We start from the raw sequence: 17,813 nt of genomic DNA, 5'->3' as shown, positions 1-17,813 counted from the left end.
TCGCGGATCATATAGCGGCCGCGCCGGAGATTCTCTCATCAAAAAGCTTCGGCCGCCATTTCCATCGTGGTCGCAGCTCCGCTCTGGATGCGCGCAAGATGCAACGCCGTTTCCGGCAGCATCCGCTCCATGAAGAAGCGGCCGGTCACCAGCTTGGTATTGAGGTAGGGCGTCGCGCCGCCGGCCGCGATCTTGTCCTGCGCGACCTTGGCCATCCGCGCCCACATCAACGCAAAGGCAACGAGACCGAATAATTGCAAATAGTCGGTGGCGGCGGCGCCGGCATTATCGGGCTTCGCCATCGCATTCTGCATCAGCCAGGTGGTGGCCTGCTGCAAATGGCCGAGCGCGGTGCTGAGCGGCGCCACAAAGGGCTTCATCGCCTCGTCAGCGCCGTGCTCCTTGGCAAAGGCCGCGACCTCGCCGAAGAACGCCATCACCGCTCGGCCGCCGTTGCGCGGCAGCTTGCGGCCGACGAGATCGAGCGCCTGGATGCCGTTGGCGCCCTCATAGATCATGGCGATGCGGGCGTCGCGCACGAACTGCTCCATGCCGTTCTCGGCGATATAGCCGTGGCCGCCATAGACCTGTTGCGCCAGCACCGTGTTGGAGAATCCCAGATCGGTCATCATGCCCTTCATGACCGGCGTCATCAGGCCCATGTGATCGTCGGCGGCCTCGCGGTCTTTGGCATCGCTGGAGCGGTGCGCCACGTCGCTTTTCAGCGCCGTCCATACCACCATCGCGCGCGCGGCCTCGTTGAAGGCGCGAATGGTCAGCAGCGCGCGCCGCACGTCGGGATGCACGATGATCGGATCGGCCGGCTTGTCCGGCGCCTGCGGGCCGGACAGCGCACGGCCCTGCAGGCGGTCGCGGGCATAGACCACGGCGTTCTGATAGGCGACCTCGGATTGCGCCAGGCCCTGAACGGCGACGCCGAGCCGCGCCTCGTTCATCATCACGAACATGCCCTGCATGCCCTTGTTTTCCTCGCCGATCAGCCAGCCGGTGGCGCCATCGTAATTCATCACGCAGGTGGAATTGCCGTGGATGCCCATCTTGTGCTCGATCGAGCCGCAGGAGACGCCGTTGCGCGCGCCCAGCGATCCGTCGGCGTTGACGAGAAATTTCGGCACCACGAACAGCGACACACCCTTGATACCGGCCGGCGCACCCTCGATGCGGGCCAGCACCAGATGGATGATGTTGTCGGCAAGATCATGCTCGCCGGCGGAGATGAATATCTTGGTGCCTGATATCCTGTAGCTGCCGTCGGCCTGCTTGACGGCCTTGGTGCGCAGCAGGCCGAGATCGGTGCCGCATTGCGGCTCGGTGAGGTTCATGGTGCCGGTCCATTTCCCCGCCACCATCTTCGGCACGAACATCTTCTTCTGTGCGTCCGCGCCATGCACCAATAGCGCCGCCGTGGCGCCCTGGGTAAGGCCGCCATACATCGAAAACGCCATATTGGCCGAACACATCAATTCGGTGACAATCTGGGTCAGCGTCACCGGCAGCCCCTGGCCGCCATATTCGGCCGGCGCGGACAGGCCCAGCCAGCCGCCTTCGGCGACCTGGTCGAACGCCTGCTTGAAGCCTTTGGGCGTTGTCACCCGACCATCATCATGGCGGACGCAGCCTTCAAGATCGCCGACCCGGTTGAGCGGCTGCAACACCTCTTCGCTGAGCTTGGCGGCCTCGGCCAGGACCGCGTCCCGCACATCGGCGGAAGCGTCGCTGAAGCCGGGGAGATTGTCGTAGCGATCGATCTGGAACACGTCGTTGAGCAGAAAATGGACGTCTTCCAAGGGCGCTTTGTAGATCGGCATCGTATCCTCCCGGCTCGTTGGCTCTCCTTTAAGGGAGACCTTGCGGCCCAGCAATCGTCCAGTTCCCGATCTGGACCTCCGGTTCTGATTAAATCAGAACCAGCTCCAGTTCTTTATTTTGACGCGTTTTCTTCGCGAACCGGTATCCACTTCGCTCGAAAACGCTATAGCCGTTTCCACCCGCCCGCGGCAGGTGTTGCGACATCGTGGCCGGCCCGGGGCGACCGCGCTCCCCCGGGCATCCAGGCCGATGCGCCGAGGGCGATAACTTTATGGCCGCGCAGCCTAATTCCTTAACCCGTTATTTACCGTAACGCGAAAAAGTCGAGGTCCAAGGCAGACGACCTGCGCGAAATTCGATTGTCTCTTCAGTTGGGACGCGCGGGGAGACTGAAGGCGCAAGGATGGCGCCGGGGTCGGAACCGGATCAGAGCATGAATTCGCGCGTATCGTGGAGTGTTGAGGGAATTGATCCATCCGTGCGCGAGAGAGCCGAGGCGGCGGCGCGCCGCGCCGGCATGTCGCTCAACGATTGGATCAATTCCACGATCGGCGATTCCCAGCCTCCGAATTTTCGCGCCGGCGCGGGTCAGCGCCCGGCGACGCAGCCCTCGCGCGATATCGGCGACATTCACCAGCGGCTGGATTCGATTACCCGCCAGATCGAGCGAATTTCACGGCCGCTGCCGCGCGACGACGGGCCCCGCACCGAACCCGGCGTTGCCCGGCAACTGAATGACGCGATCTCGCGGCTCGACGCGCGGCTGGCGCAGATCTCCAATCCGGCGGCCGCGCCAACCGGCCCATTTCAGGACCGGCAGCTTCCATCCGACATGGTCGAGCGCGCCGCCGCGCAGGTCTATCGCCCGTCGCCATCGCTGAGCCCGGTGTCGCTCGATTCCGCGATCGCCGAAATCGCGGCACGCCAGAACGAACTGGATAACGCTGCGCCGCGGCCGATCCCGCCGCGCCACGCGCCGCCGATCGCGCCCGCGATGCCGGCGCCCGCGAAACCGGCAGGCCCGGATTTCTCCTCGCTCGAGCGCCATCTCCTCAAGATCACGAGCCAGATCGAGGCGCTGCAGCGCCCCGACGGGATCGAGCAATCGATATCGGCTTTTCGCACCGAACTCGGCGAGATCCGCGCCGCTATCATCGAGGCGATGCCGCGCCGCGCGATCGAATCGATCGAGAACGAGATCCGCTCGCTGTCGCGCCGCATCGACGACAGCCGCCAGAGCGGCATCGACGGCCAGGCGCTGGCCGGCATCGAACGCGCGCTTCAAGAAATTCGCGAGGCGCTGCGCTCGCTGACGCCTGCGGAGCAACTGACCGGCTATGACGAGGCGATCCGCAATCTCGGCGCCAAGCTCGACCTGATCCTGCGCGCCAATGACGATCCTTCGACCGTGCGGCAACTCGAAAGCGCGATCGCCGCGCTTCGCTCCATCGTTTCCAATGTCGCCTCCAACGACGCCCTGGTGCGGCTTACCGACGACCTGCACACGCTGTCGACCAAGGTCGACCAGCTCGCCCACGCCGGCAACAACAGCGATTCCTTCGCCATGCTCGAACAGCGCATCGCCGCGCTGACCTCGTCGCTGGAAAGCCGCGAACACCGGCCGGCCGCCAGCGACAATTCGGAGCAATTGGAAAGCGCGGTGCGGGCGCTGTCCGACCGTCTCGACCGCATGCCGGTCGGCAATGACAGCGCGTCGACATTCGCCCATCTCGAACAGCGGGTGTCGTATCTGCTGGAACGGCTCGAAGCCTCCGCCGATCATCGCGGCGGCCATCTCGGCCGGGTCGAGGACGGCTTGCAGGATATCCTGCGCCATCTCGAAACCCAGCAGGCCAGCTTCCGGGCGCTGGCGGAAACCGGCCGCAGCGCGGCCGCACCGCAGGACTCCGGCCTTGCCGAGATCGTCAAGCGCGAATTGTCCGATATCCGCTTCAGCCAGACCGAGCGCGACCGCCATACCCAGGATTCGCTCGAGGCCGTTCACAACACGCTCGGCCATGTCGTCGACCGGCTGGCGACGATCGAAGGTGACCTGCGCACGGTCCGGCCTGCGCCGGCCGCGCCACAACCGAACATGCCGCCGATGCCGCAGGCCGCGCCCCGCATCGCGATGCCGGCGCAGCCGAAGCCGGAATTGCCCAATCCGGCCGCGATCGGGGCGCATTTCGACGCCGCGCCGCGCGACTTCCATGCCGTGCCACCGATCGAGTCGGCGCTGGCGACGAAAGCCATCAGCGAAATTCTCGAACCGCATGCCCCGTCCGCGCGCGCCACCGTCGCGCCCGAGCTGCCGCCCGATCATCCGCTCGAACCTGGAACCCGGCCGGCGGGACGGGTGACCTCTCCGTCCGAGCGCATCGCCGCTTCGGAAAACGCGATCAGCGAGATTTCCAAGGCTGCACCCGAGCCGACCAGCACCACCAATTTCATCGCCGCAGCCCGCCGCGCGGCCCAGGCGGCCGCGGCTGCGCAACCGACCAGCGGCAAGGCGAATGCCAAGCCGAAAACCAGGGCCGCCGCCATCGCCGGCGACAAGCCAAAGGAAGCCTCGACGATCACCTCGAAGATCCGCTCGCTGCTGGTCGGCGCCAGCGTGGTCATCATCGTGCTCGGCAGCTTTAAAATGGCGATGACCCTGCTCGACGGCAGCAGCGGGCCTCAACCGCCGGTCGCTGCAAATCCGGGCGAGCCTCCGGCTCCGTCGGCCGCCGATCAAGGCGCCAGGACGCCGGCACCGGCCCCGGTGCCAGCCATGCCTTCGATGACTTCGCCGACACCGATCAACCGGCAGTCGTTCAACACTTCCGCACCCGATGACGGCGACAGCTACGCCTCGGCATCGATTCCGCAGAGCCCGATCATGCCTTCCGGCCTACCCGGACCGGGCGCTGACGTGACCGGCACGATACCGGCGCCAAGCGGCGCCAGGCTCGGCACGGTGCAGATACCGTCGACCGAGAGATTGCCGGACGCGATCGGCGGACCGGCGCTGCGCACGGCGGCGCTCAAGGGCGACCCGACCGCGGCCTACGAAATCGGTGTGCGCTACGCCGAGGGCAAGGGTGTCGCTTCGAATCTCGAAGAGGCGGCGAAATGGTATGACCGCGCGGCGCGCGCCGGCGTGGTGCCGGCGGTATTCAGGCTCGGCACCTTCTATGAAAAAGGCATGGGCGTGAAAAAGGATGCCGATATCGCCCGGCGCTACTACATGCAGGCTGCCGATCGCGGCAGCGCCAAGGCCATGCATAACCTGGCCGTGCTGGACGCCGACGGCGGCGGCAATGGCGCCAATTACGCGAGCGCCGTGCAATGGTTCCGCAAGGCGGCCGAGCGCGGCGTGGCGGACAGCCAGTTCAACCTGGGCATCCTCTACGCCCGCGGCATCGGCGTCGAACAGAATCTCGCCGAGTCCTTCAAATGGTTCAGCCTGGCTGCGGCGCAGGGCGACGCCGACGCCGCCCGCAAGCGCGACGATATCGCCAAGCGGCTCGATGCCCAGTCGCTCGCCGCGGCAAAGCTCGCGATCCAGACCTTCACGCCCGAACAGCAGCCCGACGACGCGGTCAACGTGGCGACGCCGGCCGGCGGATGGGACAATCCATCGGCGCAGACCAACCTGGCGAAACCCGCGGCCAAGCCGGTTTTGACCAAACGCGCTTCGCGTTAGCCTGAAATCATTCACCTTATCCGCGGTTACCCTGCGGCCGATCGCCCGAACGGCTGCAGCCGACTGATTCTCCAGTCCCCCCTGTCTGCAATTTCGGTTATGCAGGGGCGCGGAAATCGATCCGCGCTCCAGAAACCATGCCGTGGGCGGTTTCGGCCAGCCTCAAGGCTTTATCCGAAGCAGACCCGCGTGCAGATCTTCCTCCCGATCGCCGACATTCCGGTCAATATTTTCCTCATCCTTGCGATGGGCGCCGCGGTCGGTTTCGTGTCGGGCATGTTCGGCATCGGCGGCGGCTTCCTGATGACGCCGCTGCTGATCTTCATCGGCATCACACCGGCCGTCGCGGTCGCCTCGGTCGCGAGCCACATCGCCGCCTCCTCGTTTTCCGGCGCCATCTCCTATTGGCGCCGCCGCGCCATCGATCCGCTCCTCGCGGCGGTGCTCCTGACCGGCGGCATCATCGGCACGGCGCTCGGGGTCTGGACCTTCACGGAGCTGCGCGCGCTCGGCCAGCTCGATCTCATGATCGCGTTGTCTTATGTGGCGCTACTGACCACCGTGGGCGGGCTGATGTTCTGGGAAGGGCTGAGGGCGATGCTGCGGGTGCGCCGCGGCGTAGCCGTATCGCCGCGCCGTTCGGGCAGCCACGGCTGGATCCACGGATTGCCGCTGAAGGTGCGTTTCAAGCGGTCCAAGATCTATTTGTCGGTGATCCCGGTCGTTGCCGTCGGCGTCCTCATCGGCTTTGTCGGCGCGGTGATGGGCATCGGCGGCGGCTTCATCCTGATTCCGATCATGATCTATCTGTTGCGGGTGCCGACCTCCACCGTGATCGGCACCTCGATGGTGCTGACGCTGGTGACGATGCTGTTCGCCACCATGCTGCACGCCGTCACCAATCATCTTGTCGACGCCGTGCTGGCGCTGATCCTGATGGTCGGCGGCGTGACCGGGGCGCAGTTCGGGGCCCGCGCCGGCCAGAAGATCCGGGGCGAACATTTACGGCTGCTGCTCGGGCTGTTGATTCTCGCGGTCGGCATTCGCTTCGCGGTCGAACTGGCGATCCGGCCCGACGACCTCTTCACCATCCGCGAAGGGGACGCCGGATGACCGCGCGCGCTTCACTCGTCGCCATTGCCGTTGCGACAATGCTGGGCGCAGCTTTCGCGATTCCCGCCGCACGGGCGGAACGGCTGATCGTCTCGGTCTCCAATCATCGCGTGACGGTGACACCGAACTATTCGGGCGAGGAACTGGTGCTGTTCGGATCGGTCGAGAAAGACGCGTCCACGCCGGCCGGCCGCACGGCCTACGATCTCGTCGTCACCGTCAGCGGCCCGCTCGCCGACATGGTGACACGGCGCAAAGAACGAAAATTCGGTATCTGGATCAACACCGACTACCGGCAGTTTCTCCAGGTACCTACCTATCTCGCCGTGTTTTCGAACCGGCCGCTCGAGGCCGTCGCATCGCCCGAGGTGCAGCGCCGGCAACAGCTCGGTCTCAACAACGTGCTGCTCACGCAGCGCGTCGGTCCCGATTACGCCGACGTGGTGCCGAACGACGCGTTTCGCAGCGCCTTTGTCAGGCTGCGTTCCGAACACGGCCTCTATCGCGAGGCGACATCGGCGGTGACGTTCCTGACGCCGACGCTGTTCCGCACCGGCATTCCGCTTCCGGCGGAAGTGCCGATCGGCACCTATAATATCGAGATCAAGCTGTTTTCCGGCGGCGCGCTGGTGACGCATACCGAAACCGCGTTCGACATCGTCAAGGTCGGCTTCGAGCAATTCGTCGCGACCAATGCGCGCCAGAACGGTTTCGTCTATGGGCTGTTCACGGTCTTCATGGCGCTGATGAGCGGCTGGATGGCATCCATCGTCTTCCGGAAGGATTGATGATGGTTCGAAGCGGCTGAATCAGGCATTGCGATGCCTCGCAGCGCCTGTTGCTGATGTATATTCCGTCCCGACCATGATCCAGGAGAGTTTGGTGTGACCAGCGCCGAAGCCAAGCCGGTTCGCCGGGGCCGTCCCCGATCCGGCGAAACCGAACAGGCGATCCTCGATAGCGCCTATCGCATCATGGCGTCGGCAGGCCTCGCCGCGGCCAGCATCGACGCCATCGCCCGCGATTCCGGCGTTTCCAGGATGACGATCTACAAATGGTGGCCGACCCGGGAAGCCCTCCTGATCGACGCGTTCCTGCGGCAGGCGTCCGCGATGCTGCCATTGCCGGACAAGGGCGATCCGCTGCTCCGTCTGCGAAAGCATGCGTCGGCCTATGTCGAGGCCCTCAACGGCGATTTCGGCAAGGTACAACTGGCGGTCGTTGCCGAATGCATCGCCGGCACCGGTTCGGCGAAGATCTTCTCGGGGCGCTATCTTGCGCTTCGACGGGACATTGCCGTCGGCATCATCAAGGCCGGCCAGAAAGACGGAAGCATCATTAGCCCGGAGCCGGCCGGCGACCTGTATGACCGCATCTACGGGACGTTGTTTTATCAATATGTCTTTGGCTTCCGCAGCCTGACCAGGGATTACGCCGAGAAGCTGGTCGCTTCGGTGCTGACAAAAAAATAACGCGCTTACAGGGCGGAGGCCGCTTCGCTCTTGCGGGCGCGGCGAAACCACGCCCAGGTCTGTCGCGTGACTTTTCGATATCCCGGCCCCCGATACACGATCCGGTCGGCGACCATCGCATTCAGCTTCGGCAAGGCGTGGAACGGGACCGACGGATAGGCATGGTGCTCGGCGTGGAACGGCATGTTCCAGGCAAACCATTTTGTCAGCGCGCCGGTATAGGTCGTCCTTGTATTCTCGAAGGCGCTGCGGGTGCGCTCGCAACCGGTATGCTCCGCATAGAGATACGGGCGCAGGATCATCTGGCCCAGCACCAGCGGGACCAGCCAGAACCAGAGCAGCATTGCGGTCGGCCACGCCACCGAGGCGATCAGCAGCAACAGATAAACGAGCGCATAGGCGCGGGCTTCCCGGACCACCAGGCTGCGCTTGTTCTCGGGAATCCACGGCACCACCACCTTGCCCGTGATGGCGTGCCGGAACATCAGCACGACCCGCTTCGTCAGTTGCTGGATTCCCGTGTAGGCGATCGCGAGCCGCGTATCCGACGTGGGAATGGTGCCGTTCAAGAGTTCGGGATCCCGCTTCGGGTCCTGGGTAAAGCGATGATGTTCCCAATGAAACAACGTGTAATATTCGTATGGGTATCCGATGATGAACGCTGACAAATGGCCGAGCGCGACATTCAGAAACCGGGTCCTGAACACGGTCTTATGCGCCGCTTCGTGCATTGGCATGAACAGGAAGGCGACCAGATAGCCCTGGATCGCGATCAAGGGGATGGCGAACCATCCGCCATAGCTCGCCATCACCCGCCAGATCAGGGCACCGATCACCGCAATCGCGGCATAATGCGTGATGGAGCGAACCAGTCCGGGTGCGTTCGAGCGCACCGAAAGCTCCTTGAGCTGGACCGGCGTGAGGGCCCGGCCCTCGATCAGGCGATCGGCATGCATTTCCATCGTCACGATGAAGCCCTCCTATTTTCACGCCGCACTCTTCCGAGCTGGCGCGACAAAATAAGTGGACAATTTGTACATTAAATGAAATGGAGCGCCAAGCTCGAATAACGATCACTTCGCCTTAAACGAAGGCATGACACCCATGATCACCGGACAACGGCTCACCGCGAACCGTCGTGGCGGGGGTCGATCTCAACGCTGCGCCAGCCATGCCGCGATCAGCGCACGCTCTTCGCCGGTCATCTCGGTCACGTTTCCCGGCGGCATTGCGCTCGACCACACGGCGTTGCGGCCGATCAGCCGCGCGTTGAGGCGGATATGAACCGGATCATCCAGCAGAATGCCCCTGGGCGCCGTGACAATCGAGTCCCAGACTGGCTCGGCGCCGTGGCACATGCTGCATCGGGACATGATGATCTCCTCGACCTCGGCGAACGCCGGTGAGGTGTTCAACGACCCGTCCTTGATATCCCGGGGGCCAGCCGCTGACAGCAACAGGACGGCCGCCATGCCGGCTCCGGCGACACCCCATACCCACCATGGCGACTTCCGTCCCGCATGCCGGGCATTGAAAAAATGCCGGATGATCGGACCAAGCGCCAGAATGATCGCGACGATCAGCCAGTTGTAACGGGTGCCGAATAGCAATGGGTAGTGATTGCTGATCATCAGCACGATCACCGGCAAGGTCAGATAATTGTTGTGAACCGAGCGTTGCTTGCTCGCCTTGCCAAGTTGCGGATTGGGCGGTTGCCCCGCCAAGAGCGCGGCGACGATCTTCTTCTGGTTGGGAATGATCACCGCAAAAACATTGGCGACCATGATCGTTCCGATGATCGCGCCGATCTGGTTGAAGGCGCCGCGCCCGCTGAGAACGTGCGTGAAGGCGTAGGTCAGTCCGACGAGGAACAAATAGCCGCCCAGCGCGAAACGCAACTCATACTGCGCCAACCCCGATCGACACGCCGCCTCGTAAAGCAGCCAAGCCAGGACGAGGCTGCCGAAGCTGAACAATCCCGCCTGCAACGGCGTCAGATCGAGAACCGATTTATCGACCAGGAATAATTCCGCATTGAGATAGTAGACGACGACCATCAGGGCGAAACCGGACAGCCAGGTCGTGTAGGCCTCCCACTTGAACCAGGTCAGCTCGTCGGGCATCGCCGCCGGGGCCACGAGATATTTGATGATCCGGTAGAACCCGCCGCCATGGACCTGCCATGCCTCGCCCTGAACCCCCTGGGGCAGGTCGCCGCGGGCCTTCAGGCTGAGATCGAGGTGGATGAAGTAAAACGAGCTGCCGATCCATCCGATTCCGGCGACCACATGCAGCCAGCGCAGGATCAGGCTGGCCCATTCCGTCAGTATCGATTCCCACATCATCCGTTACTGCATCCAGCGGGCGCGAACCCAACCGGCCGGAATACAGTGCCGGGATCGGTGATCGCCGTTGCCCCTCGCCCGGCGAACCTGACTTTTTAGCTTGTGGCGGAAGACTGTGGGTTTGATCTATCGCAAACCTCGTTCCGGATTCCGTGCGGCGTCCGGCACCTCGCGGCGGCCCAACGAAGCAGCCGAACCTCGTCGACTGAATCAGCGGCGGTGGCGGACGCGAGCCTCGGCGACGCTCACGCCTGACGCAGCGGCGCGATATCGGTGGCGACGCCGGGCTCCAGCAGTTTCAGGCGCGGACCGAAGCCAAGCACGTCGAAGGTCGCCCGCAGGTCACTGGCGCTCTGGCGGAAATGCGCCCAGCCATCGGTATGAAGCGGCACGATCACCGCATCCGGAAAGGCGCGCGCGGTTTCGATCGCATCGTTGGTGTCCATGGTCAGATGGAACGGCCCGCGGGTCTGCGCGGCACCGGCAAACGGGATCACCACGCCGGCCTTGAAGCGCCGCGCCACCTCCGCCACGCCGTCATACCAGACCGTATCGCCGCTGATATAGACCGGGCGGCTGCCAGCCTTTGCCGAGGTCAGCACGAAGCCGATGACGTCGCCGGACAGCGGCTCGATCCCCGCCGGGCCGTGGCGCGCCGGCGTCGCGGTGACGGTGAGCGAACGGCCGTCCGTGCCGGTCAGTTCCGTGGTCGCCCACGGGGCGAGGCCTTCCGCGTTGCCGCCGAGCCGCTTCGCAGCCGCCAACGTCGTCAGCACGCGAGGAGCTTTCCGCAGAAAATCCCGACCGGAATTGTCGAGATTGTCGGAGTGCTGGTCGTGGCTGAGCAGCACGGCATCGACCTTGCCAAGCGCCTCAATGCCGAGCGCGGGGCCGATCAGCTTTTCTAGCTTCACATGCGGCAATTGATAGGCCGTCCCCGGCGCATCGAAGGTCGGATCGGTCAAGAGGCGGAAGCCATCGATTTCGATCAGCGCGGTGGGGCCGCCGATCAACGTCATCCGAAGCGAATTCATGGCAGACCTCGCTTTCTCAAGGCCGCACCGGCGCGGCCGGACGTGTCACCAGATAGATGCCGAGAGCGACCGGGACAATGCCGGCCAGGTCGCGAAATTCGACCCGCTCGCCGAGCACCAGAAAGGCGAATAACACGCCAAGCGGCGGCATCAGGAAGTGATAGGCGCTGGCCGCGGTCGCGCCGCACACCTTCAGCAGATGGAACCACAACAGCGAGGCCAGGATCGATCCGCCCAGCACGAGGAAGACGAACGCCCCCGCAAGCTGCGCGTTCGGCACGATGTCGCCGACGTTTGCAAACGCAGCGGCAAAGGGAAGCAGCACGATTCCAGCGGCGAGATTCTGGACGCCGTTGCCGATCCAGAGGCTGCCCTTCGGCGCCAGCAGCTTGAACAGCAGGGTGCCGCCGACAAGCGAGGCCAGCGACACCAGCGTGAACCGGATGCCGTACAGGCTGTCGGTGCCGACCGACATCCTGTGCCAGACGATGAAGCCGACGCCGACAATGCCTAGCACAAGGCCTGCGACCTTGCGCCAAGTGAGTTGCTCCCCGAGGAAAAGCGCCGCCAGAGCCGCCGTGAACACCGGATTGGCGCTGACGATCAGGCCGCCCAGTCCGGCGGAAACGGTCTTCAGCCCGGTATAGCCAAGCCCGAGATAGAGCGCATTATTGGCGATGCCGAGGATCGCAAACACCACCGCGTCGCGCCAGCTGAACTGCCATGCCTCACCGCGCACCGCGGAAATGCCAAGGATCAGGATCCCGGCGAGCGAGAAGCGCGCGGCGAGCAGGATCAGCGGCGGGCAATAGGTGACGCCGATCTTGCCGGCGACAAAGGCAAAGCTCCAGAGCAGGCAGAACAGGCCGATCGCGAGCGGCAGCAGGTTGAAACGGGCACTGGGAACCGCAACGGGTGGTGCGAGCGACATGGCATTCTCCTCGGCGCCGATGTAGGCCCATCCGTTGATATTTGGAAATTAAATGATAAACTGATTGTCAGTGGAATTGTAAATGAGCAATCCGATGTTCGATCTCGAACTGCTGCGCAGTTTTGTTTCGGTGGTGGACGCCGGCGGCTTCACCCGCGCCGGCGAGCGTGTCCACCGCACCCAGTCGACCGTCAGCCAGCAGATCAAGCGGCTGGAAGAGGATGTCGGCCAGCCGCTGTTGAACCGCACCGGCAAGGATGTGACGCCGACCGAGGCCGGCGAGCGGCTGTTGTCCTATGCGCGGCGGCTGCTGTCGCTGGCCGAGGAAGCCCGCGACGTGATGGCGCGCCCCGGCCATGAGGGCGCGGTGCGGCTCGGCATCCCCGAGGATTTCGCCGCCTACCGGCTGACCAAATTGCTGGCGGCGTTCTCGCGCTCGCAACCCGGCCTGCGGCTCGACGTTCGCGCCGATCAAAGCGTGTATCTGCGGCGCGACCTCGAGCGCGGCGAGATCGACCTGGCGCTGCTCAAGCGTGATGCCAATGAGACGGGCGGCATCGCATCCTGGCCGGAGCGCGTGCATTGGGTCACCAGCAAGGCACATCCGATCGATTCGAAAATTGCTTCGGTGCCGCTGATCGGCTTTCCTACCGGCTGCCTGTACCGGGCCCGCGCCATCCACGCCATCGAAAGCTCAGGCCGCGCCTGGCACATGGCCTATACCAGTTCGAGCCTCGCCGGCATCCAGGCCGCGGTTGCCGCCGGCCTTGGTCTCAGCATCCTTTCCGAAATGGCCATCCAGGCCGACCATCGCGTGCTGACCGCGAAAGACGGTTTCGCGCCGATCGACAGGACCGAAGTGGCGCTGGTGGCCGCGCCCAATGCCAGCCCGGCCACGCTGCGGCTTGCCGATCGCCTCGCCTCATTCTGCGACGATGTGCAGGCGAAAGCGGCTTGAGCGGAAGCACCAGAGAAAGTGTGTTCCCTCTCCCTTGTGGGAGAGGTGAAGACACGCTCAATAACACCGTGACGAAGCGATGCTGTGCAGGCGTCTGTCGCCGAGCACATGCGCCATGAAGCCCGGCGTTCCGAATATCTTGGCAAAAGCCGCGTCGCGGATGTTCAGGCCGCCGGCATAGGCGCCGAAGGCTGGCATCACCGCGCGCTCGCCGTCGCAGGCAAAACAGCGCCGCTCCATCGAACGTCCGCGCGTCGCCACGCGTGCTTTCGGATGCAGATGGCCGGCGATCTCGCCCGCGGCGCCGGTCGGCTCGTGGCGAAATATAATCGGGCCGATCGACACTTCACTCGCGACCGTGCCGCCGAGACCGGACGGCGATGCCGGATCGTGATTGCCCGAAATCCAAATCCAGTCGCGCCGTGCCTGTAACACCGCGATCACTCCACGATCCGGCGCCGACAGCCGGTGATGGGCGCTCCGGTCATGAAAGCTGTCGCCGAGCGCGATCACCATGCGCGGATCATGCCGCATGATCACGGCGGCAAGCCGGGTCAGCGTCGCCGCGGTGTCGTAAGGCGGCAGCAGCACGCCGCGCGCGGCGAAACTGGAGCCCTTTTCCAGATGCAGATCGGAGACGACCAGCAGCCGCTGTTCTTCCCAGAACAGCGCACCGGAGAGATCGGCGACCAGCGTCACGCCGGTAATATCGACTGTCGAAATCCGCGCGGGGGAAAGCTCTTGTTGCGGGATTTGCGCGCGTGTCGTCACAGTCTCTATCCGGTTGCCTCTTTGACGAGTTCGTCGGCGGCTTCCGCCAACAGCTCGTCGGAGGCTTCGCCATAAACCGACTCGCGGCCGATTTCCAGCATCACCGGCACCGCCAGCGGCGAAACATGGTCGAGTTCCCGATGGATGATCCGCCCCTGGATGCGCGACAGCATGTCGCCGAGCCGTCGCAGATCGAGCAACCCGGTCGCCGCGTCGGCCCGCGCGGCGCGCAACAGCACGTGATCGGGCTGGTGCTTGCGCAGGACGTCATAGATCAGGTCGGTCGAGAACAGCACCTGGCGGCGGCTTTTCTCTTCGCCGGTGAAACGCCGCGCGATCAGGCCGGAAATCACCGCGCAGGTCCGGAAGGTGCGTTTCATCAGCGCCGATTCCGCAAGCCAGGCTTCGAGGTCGTCGCCCAGCATATCCGGATCGAACAGCGCATCGAGATCGAGTTGGCCGTGGCGGATCATGAACGACATGTCGCCGAGTCCCCACACCGCCAGCGCATATTCATTGGCGACGAAGCCGAGCGGCCGCACCCGGGCCCGCTCCATCCGTCGCGTCAGCAACATGCCGAGCGTCTGGTGCGCCAGCCGTCCCTCGAACGGATAACAGACGAGGTAATGCTTGTTGGCACGGGGAAAAGTCTCGACCAGAAGCTCGCGCACGCCGGGCACCCGCGAGAAATCCTTTTGCAGCGTCAGCCAGTCGCGCACCTGGTCCGGCAAACCGCTCCACGCACGTTTGTCGTCCAGCAATTTGCGGACGCGCTCGGCCAGATAGGTCGAGAGCGGAAACTTGCCGCCCATATAGGACGGCACTTTGGCGTCCTTGTCATTGGCGCGGGAAACGTAGACCTGATCTTCCACCAACGCTTCGTAACGCACCACCTCGCCGCCAAAGACGAAGGTATCGCCAATCACGAGACCTTCGATGAAGGCTTCCTCGATCTCGCCGAGCATGCGGCCGCCGCGCCCCACCATGCCGGTCAAACCCGAACCACCGCCGCGCGAGCGCACCAAGCGCACCTTCAGCATGGTGTCTTCAACAATGGTGCCGACATTCAGGCGATAACTTTGCCGTACCCGCGGATTGGCGACGCGCCAGCGGCCGGACTTGTCCTGCTTGATGCGGGCGAAACGCTCATAGGTCTTCAGCGCATAACCGCCGGTGGCGACGAAATCGACCACATCATCGAAATCGCTTCGCGTTAAGTTGGCGTAAGGCGCAGCTGTCAGCACCTCCTGATAAAGCTCATCCGACAGGAACGGTTCGCCGCAGGCGCAGCCGAGCACGTGCTGCGCCAGCACATCCAGCGCGCCGGTCCGCAGCGGCGGCGTGTCCTGCGCGTTTTCGGCGATGGCGTCGATCGCGACCCGGCACTCCAGCACCTCGAAGCGGTTGGCCGGCACCAGCACCGCGCGCGAGGCTTCATCGATGCGGTGATTGGCGCGGCCGATCCGCTGCATCAGCCGCGACGACCCCTTGGGCGCGCCGATATTGATGACGAGATCGACATCGCCCCAGTCGACGCCGAGATCGAGCGAGGAGGTGCAGACCACACCACGCAGCTTGCCCGTCGCCATCGCCTCCTCGACCTTGCGGCGCTGCGCGACATCGAGCGAGCCGTGATGCAGCGCGATCGCCAGCCCGTCGTCGTTCATGCGCCACAGATCCTGAAACAGCATCTCGGCCTGGCTCCGGGTGTTGACGAACACCAGCGTGGTCTTGTTGTGCTTGATCAGATCGTAGATCTCGCTGAGCGCGTGACGCGCGGTGTGCCCAGCCCAGGGCAGCCGTTCGCGCGTGTCGAGCATCTCGACGATGGGCGCGGCCGCGCCGCCGGCAATGACGAGATCGGCGGTGTCGCTTTTGCCGCCGCGTTGCGGCACCAGGAATCGCGCCAGCGATTCCGGCTCGGCGACCGTCGCCGACAGGCCGATGGCCCGCATCTGCGGCGCCAGCCGCCATAGCCGCGCCAGACCGAGCGACAACAGATCGCCGCGCTTCGAGGTCACCAGCGCATGCAGCTCGTCGAGCACGACGCGCTTCAGTGAAGAAAACAGGAACGGCGCATCGTCGGAGGACAATAGCAGCGCCAGCTGCTCGGGCGTGGTGAGCAGGATGTCCGGCGGGTAGCGCCGTTGGCGCTGCCGCCGCGACACCGGCGTATCGCCGGTGCGGGTCTCGACCTTGATCGGCAATCCCATCTCGGCGATCGGCGCTTCCAGATTGCGCGCGATATCGACCGCGAGCGCCTTCAACGGCGAGATGTAGAGCGTGTGGAGGCCGCGGCTCTTCTGCACGCCGCGCCCGGTGGAGATGAATTCAGCCCGCGACGGCGGCGCGAAAGTCTCCCCTCCCCCCGCCCCACCGCTGCGCGGCAGGAGGAGAGCAGAGCGGGCAGATGGCGATAAATCGGACAGCTCCACCAAGGTCGGCAGAAACCCGGCCAGCGTCTTGCCGGCGCCGGTGGGTGCGATCAACAGCGCCGAGCGCTCGTCGCGGGCTTTTTCGAGCAGCGCCAATTGATGTCGGCGCGGCGACCAGCCACGCGCGGCGAACCATTGGCGGAAACGGTCCGGCAGTAGCGCGGCCGTCTCGGCCGATGGTGCGGTTAGGGGAATGCCTGGCACGCCCAAGAGCTAAGCCGTGGGAGTCGTTTCGTCGAGGGCGGGCCCACGGTCGAGCGGACCAGAAAATCAGCCCTTGGTGGCCACCGCGACCAGGCCGGGCACAGGCATATGATCCTCGTTGCGGGCTGACAGATTCTCGCAGAGCGACAATTTGAGGCCGGCGGCCTCGACTGCGGCGCGCACATGAGGCGCACTATGGGCGTAGCGCAGCCCTTCGCCGAGGATGACGCCGTCGCCGCCGGTGCTTTCGCCGTCATGGGTTTCGACCGTGAAGGCCAACAGGCCGCCCGCCACAAGCACGCGCCTAGCTTCGTTCAACACCGGCACGAGATCGGCCACATAGACCATCGCATCCGCGGCCAGAACCAGGTCGGCGCTGGCATCGGGCCGGCCGCGCAACCCCTGCACCATGTCGGCGACGTCCAGCTCCGCATACAGGCCGGTGGCGCGCGCCTGTTCGATCATGCGCGCCGACAGATCGATGCCGATGAACCGATCGACTTCCCTGGCAAAGGCCCTGGCCGCCAGACCGGTGCCGCAGCCGAGATCGATGGCGCGCTTGAAGAAAGCGGGCTTGCGTGCAGCCGACCGGACCGCAAGCACCGCCTTGAACAACAGCGCCGGACCGCGATAACCGAGGTCGCCGACCAGCGAGGCCTCGAACCGCGGCGCATATTGATCGAACAGCGCCTGCACATAGGCCTTCGGCATCGCCGCCAGTTGTTCGGCGCCGAGCCGCGTCAAACGAAGGCTGGCGCCGTGGCGATCGTCGGGATCGGCGGCGAGCGTCCGCCGGAACGCCGTGATCGCCGCCGCGCGCTGGCCGAGTTCGTCGCGGATTTCGCCGAGCGTGAACCAGGCCGATGCGAAATCCGGGGCCAGTTCGACGGCCTGAACAAGCAGATCCGCCGCAGCAACGAGATCGCCCTTCAATCGCAGATCACGTGCAAATTCGAACCGGCGGTCGGCGACCAGATTGCCGGAAGACAGAAACAGGCGCGCAGGCATTTTTTGGAACTAAATCCGTCATTA

13 protein-coding genes are annotated in these 17,813 nt (G+C 64.7%); 5 read left to right on the top strand and 8 right to left on the bottom strand.

Annotated elements, in window-relative coordinates; translation table 11 throughout:
- Positions 1 to 38 precede the first annotated feature (38 nt).
- Positions 39 to 1,829, bottom strand: coding sequence for an acyl-CoA dehydrogenase C-terminal domain-containing protein (locus HB630_RS11250; protein WP_213772291.1), 1,791 nt, complete (start codon positions 1,827 to 1,829; stop codon positions 39 to 41).
- A 434-nt stretch (positions 1,830 to 2,263) separates the two neighbouring features.
- On the opposite strand from HB630_RS11250, the gene HB630_RS11245 reads away from it, so the two are divergent.
- The 4 genes from HB630_RS11245 (at position 2,264) to HB630_RS11230 (ending at position 8,103) form a co-directional block, all read left to right on the top strand.
- The gene (locus HB630_RS11245; RefSeq protein WP_213772290.1) at positions 2,264 to 5,518 is read left to right on the top strand and encodes a tetratricopeptide repeat protein; all 3,255 of its coding nucleotides are present in this window, start codon (positions 2,264 to 2,266) and stop codon (positions 5,516 to 5,518) included.
- 189 nt (positions 5,519 to 5,707) lie between these two features.
- Positions 5,708 to 6,631, top strand: a complete 924-nt coding sequence (locus HB630_RS11240; protein ID WP_213772289.1) for a TSUP family transporter — start codon at positions 5,708 to 5,710, stop codon at positions 6,629 to 6,631.
- Entirely contained in the window at positions 6,628 to 7,419 is a 792-nt protein-coding gene (locus HB630_RS11235) for a TIGR02186 family protein (RefSeq protein ID WP_213772288.1), read from the top strand. The genes HB630_RS11240 and HB630_RS11235 overlap by 4 nt, the downstream gene beginning before the upstream one ends.
- A gap of 96 nt (positions 7,420 to 7,515) precedes the next feature.
- Positions 7,516 to 8,103, top strand: a complete 588-nt coding sequence (locus tag HB630_RS11230) for a TetR/AcrR family transcriptional regulator (protein ID WP_346656069.1) — start codon at positions 7,516 to 7,518, stop codon at positions 8,101 to 8,103.
- A 5-nt stretch (positions 8,104 to 8,108) separates the two neighbouring features.
- On the opposite strand, the gene HB630_RS11225 is transcribed toward HB630_RS11230, so the two are convergent.
- The 4 genes from HB630_RS11225 to HB630_RS11210 all read right to left on the bottom strand — a co-directional run bounded on the left by HB630_RS11225 (position 8,109) and on the right by HB630_RS11210 (position 12,413).
- On the bottom strand, positions 8,109 to 9,065 hold the full coding sequence (locus tag HB630_RS11225; protein ID WP_213772434.1) for a fatty acid desaturase: 957 nt from the start codon (positions 9,063 to 9,065) through the stop codon (positions 8,109 to 8,111).
- Between the two features lie 192 nt (positions 9,066 to 9,257).
- On the bottom strand, positions 9,258 to 10,445 hold the full coding sequence (locus tag HB630_RS11220; protein ID WP_213772433.1) for a urate hydroxylase PuuD: 1,188 nt from the start codon (positions 10,443 to 10,445) through the stop codon (positions 9,258 to 9,260).
- Positions 10,446 to 10,693: 248 nt separating this feature from the next.
- Complete coding sequence (locus tag HB630_RS11215; RefSeq protein WP_213772287.1) at positions 10,694 to 11,482, bottom strand: MBL fold metallo-hydrolase; 789 nt, start codon at positions 11,480 to 11,482, stop codon at positions 10,694 to 10,696.
- 16 nt (positions 11,483 to 11,498) lie between these two features.
- Positions 11,499 to 12,413, bottom strand: coding sequence for a DMT family transporter (locus HB630_RS11210; RefSeq protein WP_213772286.1), 915 nt, complete (start codon positions 12,411 to 12,413; stop codon positions 11,499 to 11,501).
- 94 nt (positions 12,414 to 12,507) lie between these two features.
- Here HB630_RS11210 and HB630_RS11205 point away from each other — a divergent pair, with 94 nt between their 5' ends.
- A complete protein-coding gene (locus HB630_RS11205) occupies positions 12,508 to 13,371 on the top strand; it encodes a LysR family transcriptional regulator (protein ID WP_213772432.1) in 864 nt (287 codons plus the stop codon).
- A 57-nt stretch (positions 13,372 to 13,428) separates the two neighbouring features.
- On the opposite strand, the gene pdeM is transcribed toward HB630_RS11205, so the two are convergent.
- The 3 genes from pdeM to HB630_RS11190 form a co-directional block, all read right to left on the bottom strand.
- Positions 13,429 to 14,094 (bottom strand): ligase-associated DNA damage response endonuclease PdeM, encoded by a 666-nt coding sequence (gene pdeM / locus HB630_RS11200; RefSeq protein ID WP_346656077.1) that lies wholly within the window; start codon positions 14,092 to 14,094, stop codon positions 13,429 to 13,431.
- Between the two features lie 53 nt (positions 14,095 to 14,147).
- On the bottom strand, positions 14,148 to 16,781 hold the full coding sequence (locus HB630_RS11195; protein WP_346656076.1) for a ligase-associated DNA damage response DEXH box helicase: 2,634 nt from the start codon (positions 16,779 to 16,781) through the stop codon (positions 14,148 to 14,150).
- Positions 16,782 to 16,847: 66 nt separating this feature from the next.
- The gene (locus tag HB630_RS11190; RefSeq protein WP_213772285.1) at positions 16,848 to 17,789 is read right to left on the bottom strand and encodes a methyltransferase domain-containing protein; all 942 of its coding nucleotides are present in this window, start codon (positions 17,787 to 17,789) and stop codon (positions 16,848 to 16,850) included.
- Between the last annotated feature and the right edge of the window lie 24 nt (positions 17,790 to 17,813).

Origin of the sequence: Bradyrhizobium sp. dw_78 (assembly GCF_018449525.1) — a bacterium.
Taxonomy (GTDB): domain Bacteria; phylum Pseudomonadota; class Alphaproteobacteria; order Rhizobiales; family Xanthobacteraceae; genus Bradyrhizobium.
This window is presented reverse-complemented; position numbering and strand designations above follow the sequence as displayed.

What these genes read in the sequence shown, in the direction of transcription:
- HB630_RS11250 (WP_213772291.1), bottom strand. Translation starts at nt 1,829, where the DNA reads ATGCCGATCTACAAAGCGCCCTTGGAAGACGTCCATTTTCTGCTCAAC.
- HB630_RS11245 (WP_213772290.1), top strand. Translation starts at nt 2,264, where the DNA reads ATGAATTCGCGCGTATCGTGGAGTGTTGAGGGAATTGATCCATCCGTG.
- HB630_RS11235 (WP_213772288.1), top strand. Translation starts at nt 6,628, where the DNA reads ATGACCGCGCGCGCTTCACTCGTCGCCATTGCCGTTGCGACAATGCTG.
- HB630_RS11225 (WP_213772434.1), bottom strand. Translation starts at nt 9,065, where the DNA reads ATGGAAATGCATGCCGATCGCCTGATCGAGGGCCGGGCCCTCACGCCG.
- HB630_RS11220 (WP_213772433.1), bottom strand. Translation starts at nt 10,445, where the DNA reads ATGTGGGAATCGATACTGACGGAATGGGCCAGCCTGATCCTGCGCTGG.
- HB630_RS11215 (WP_213772287.1), bottom strand. Translation starts at nt 11,482, where the DNA reads ATGAATTCGCTTCGGATGACGTTGATCGGCGGCCCCACCGCGCTGATC.
- HB630_RS11210 (WP_213772286.1), bottom strand. Translation starts at nt 12,413, where the DNA reads ATGTCGCTCGCACCACCCGTTGCGGTTCCCAGTGCCCGTTTCAACCTG.
- HB630_RS11205 (WP_213772432.1), top strand. Translation starts at nt 12,508, where the DNA reads ATGTTCGATCTCGAACTGCTGCGCAGTTTTGTTTCGGTGGTGGACGCC.
- HB630_RS11190 (WP_213772285.1), bottom strand. Translation starts at nt 17,789, where the DNA reads ATGCCTGCGCGCCTGTTTCTGTCTTCCGGCAATCTGGTCGCCGACCGC.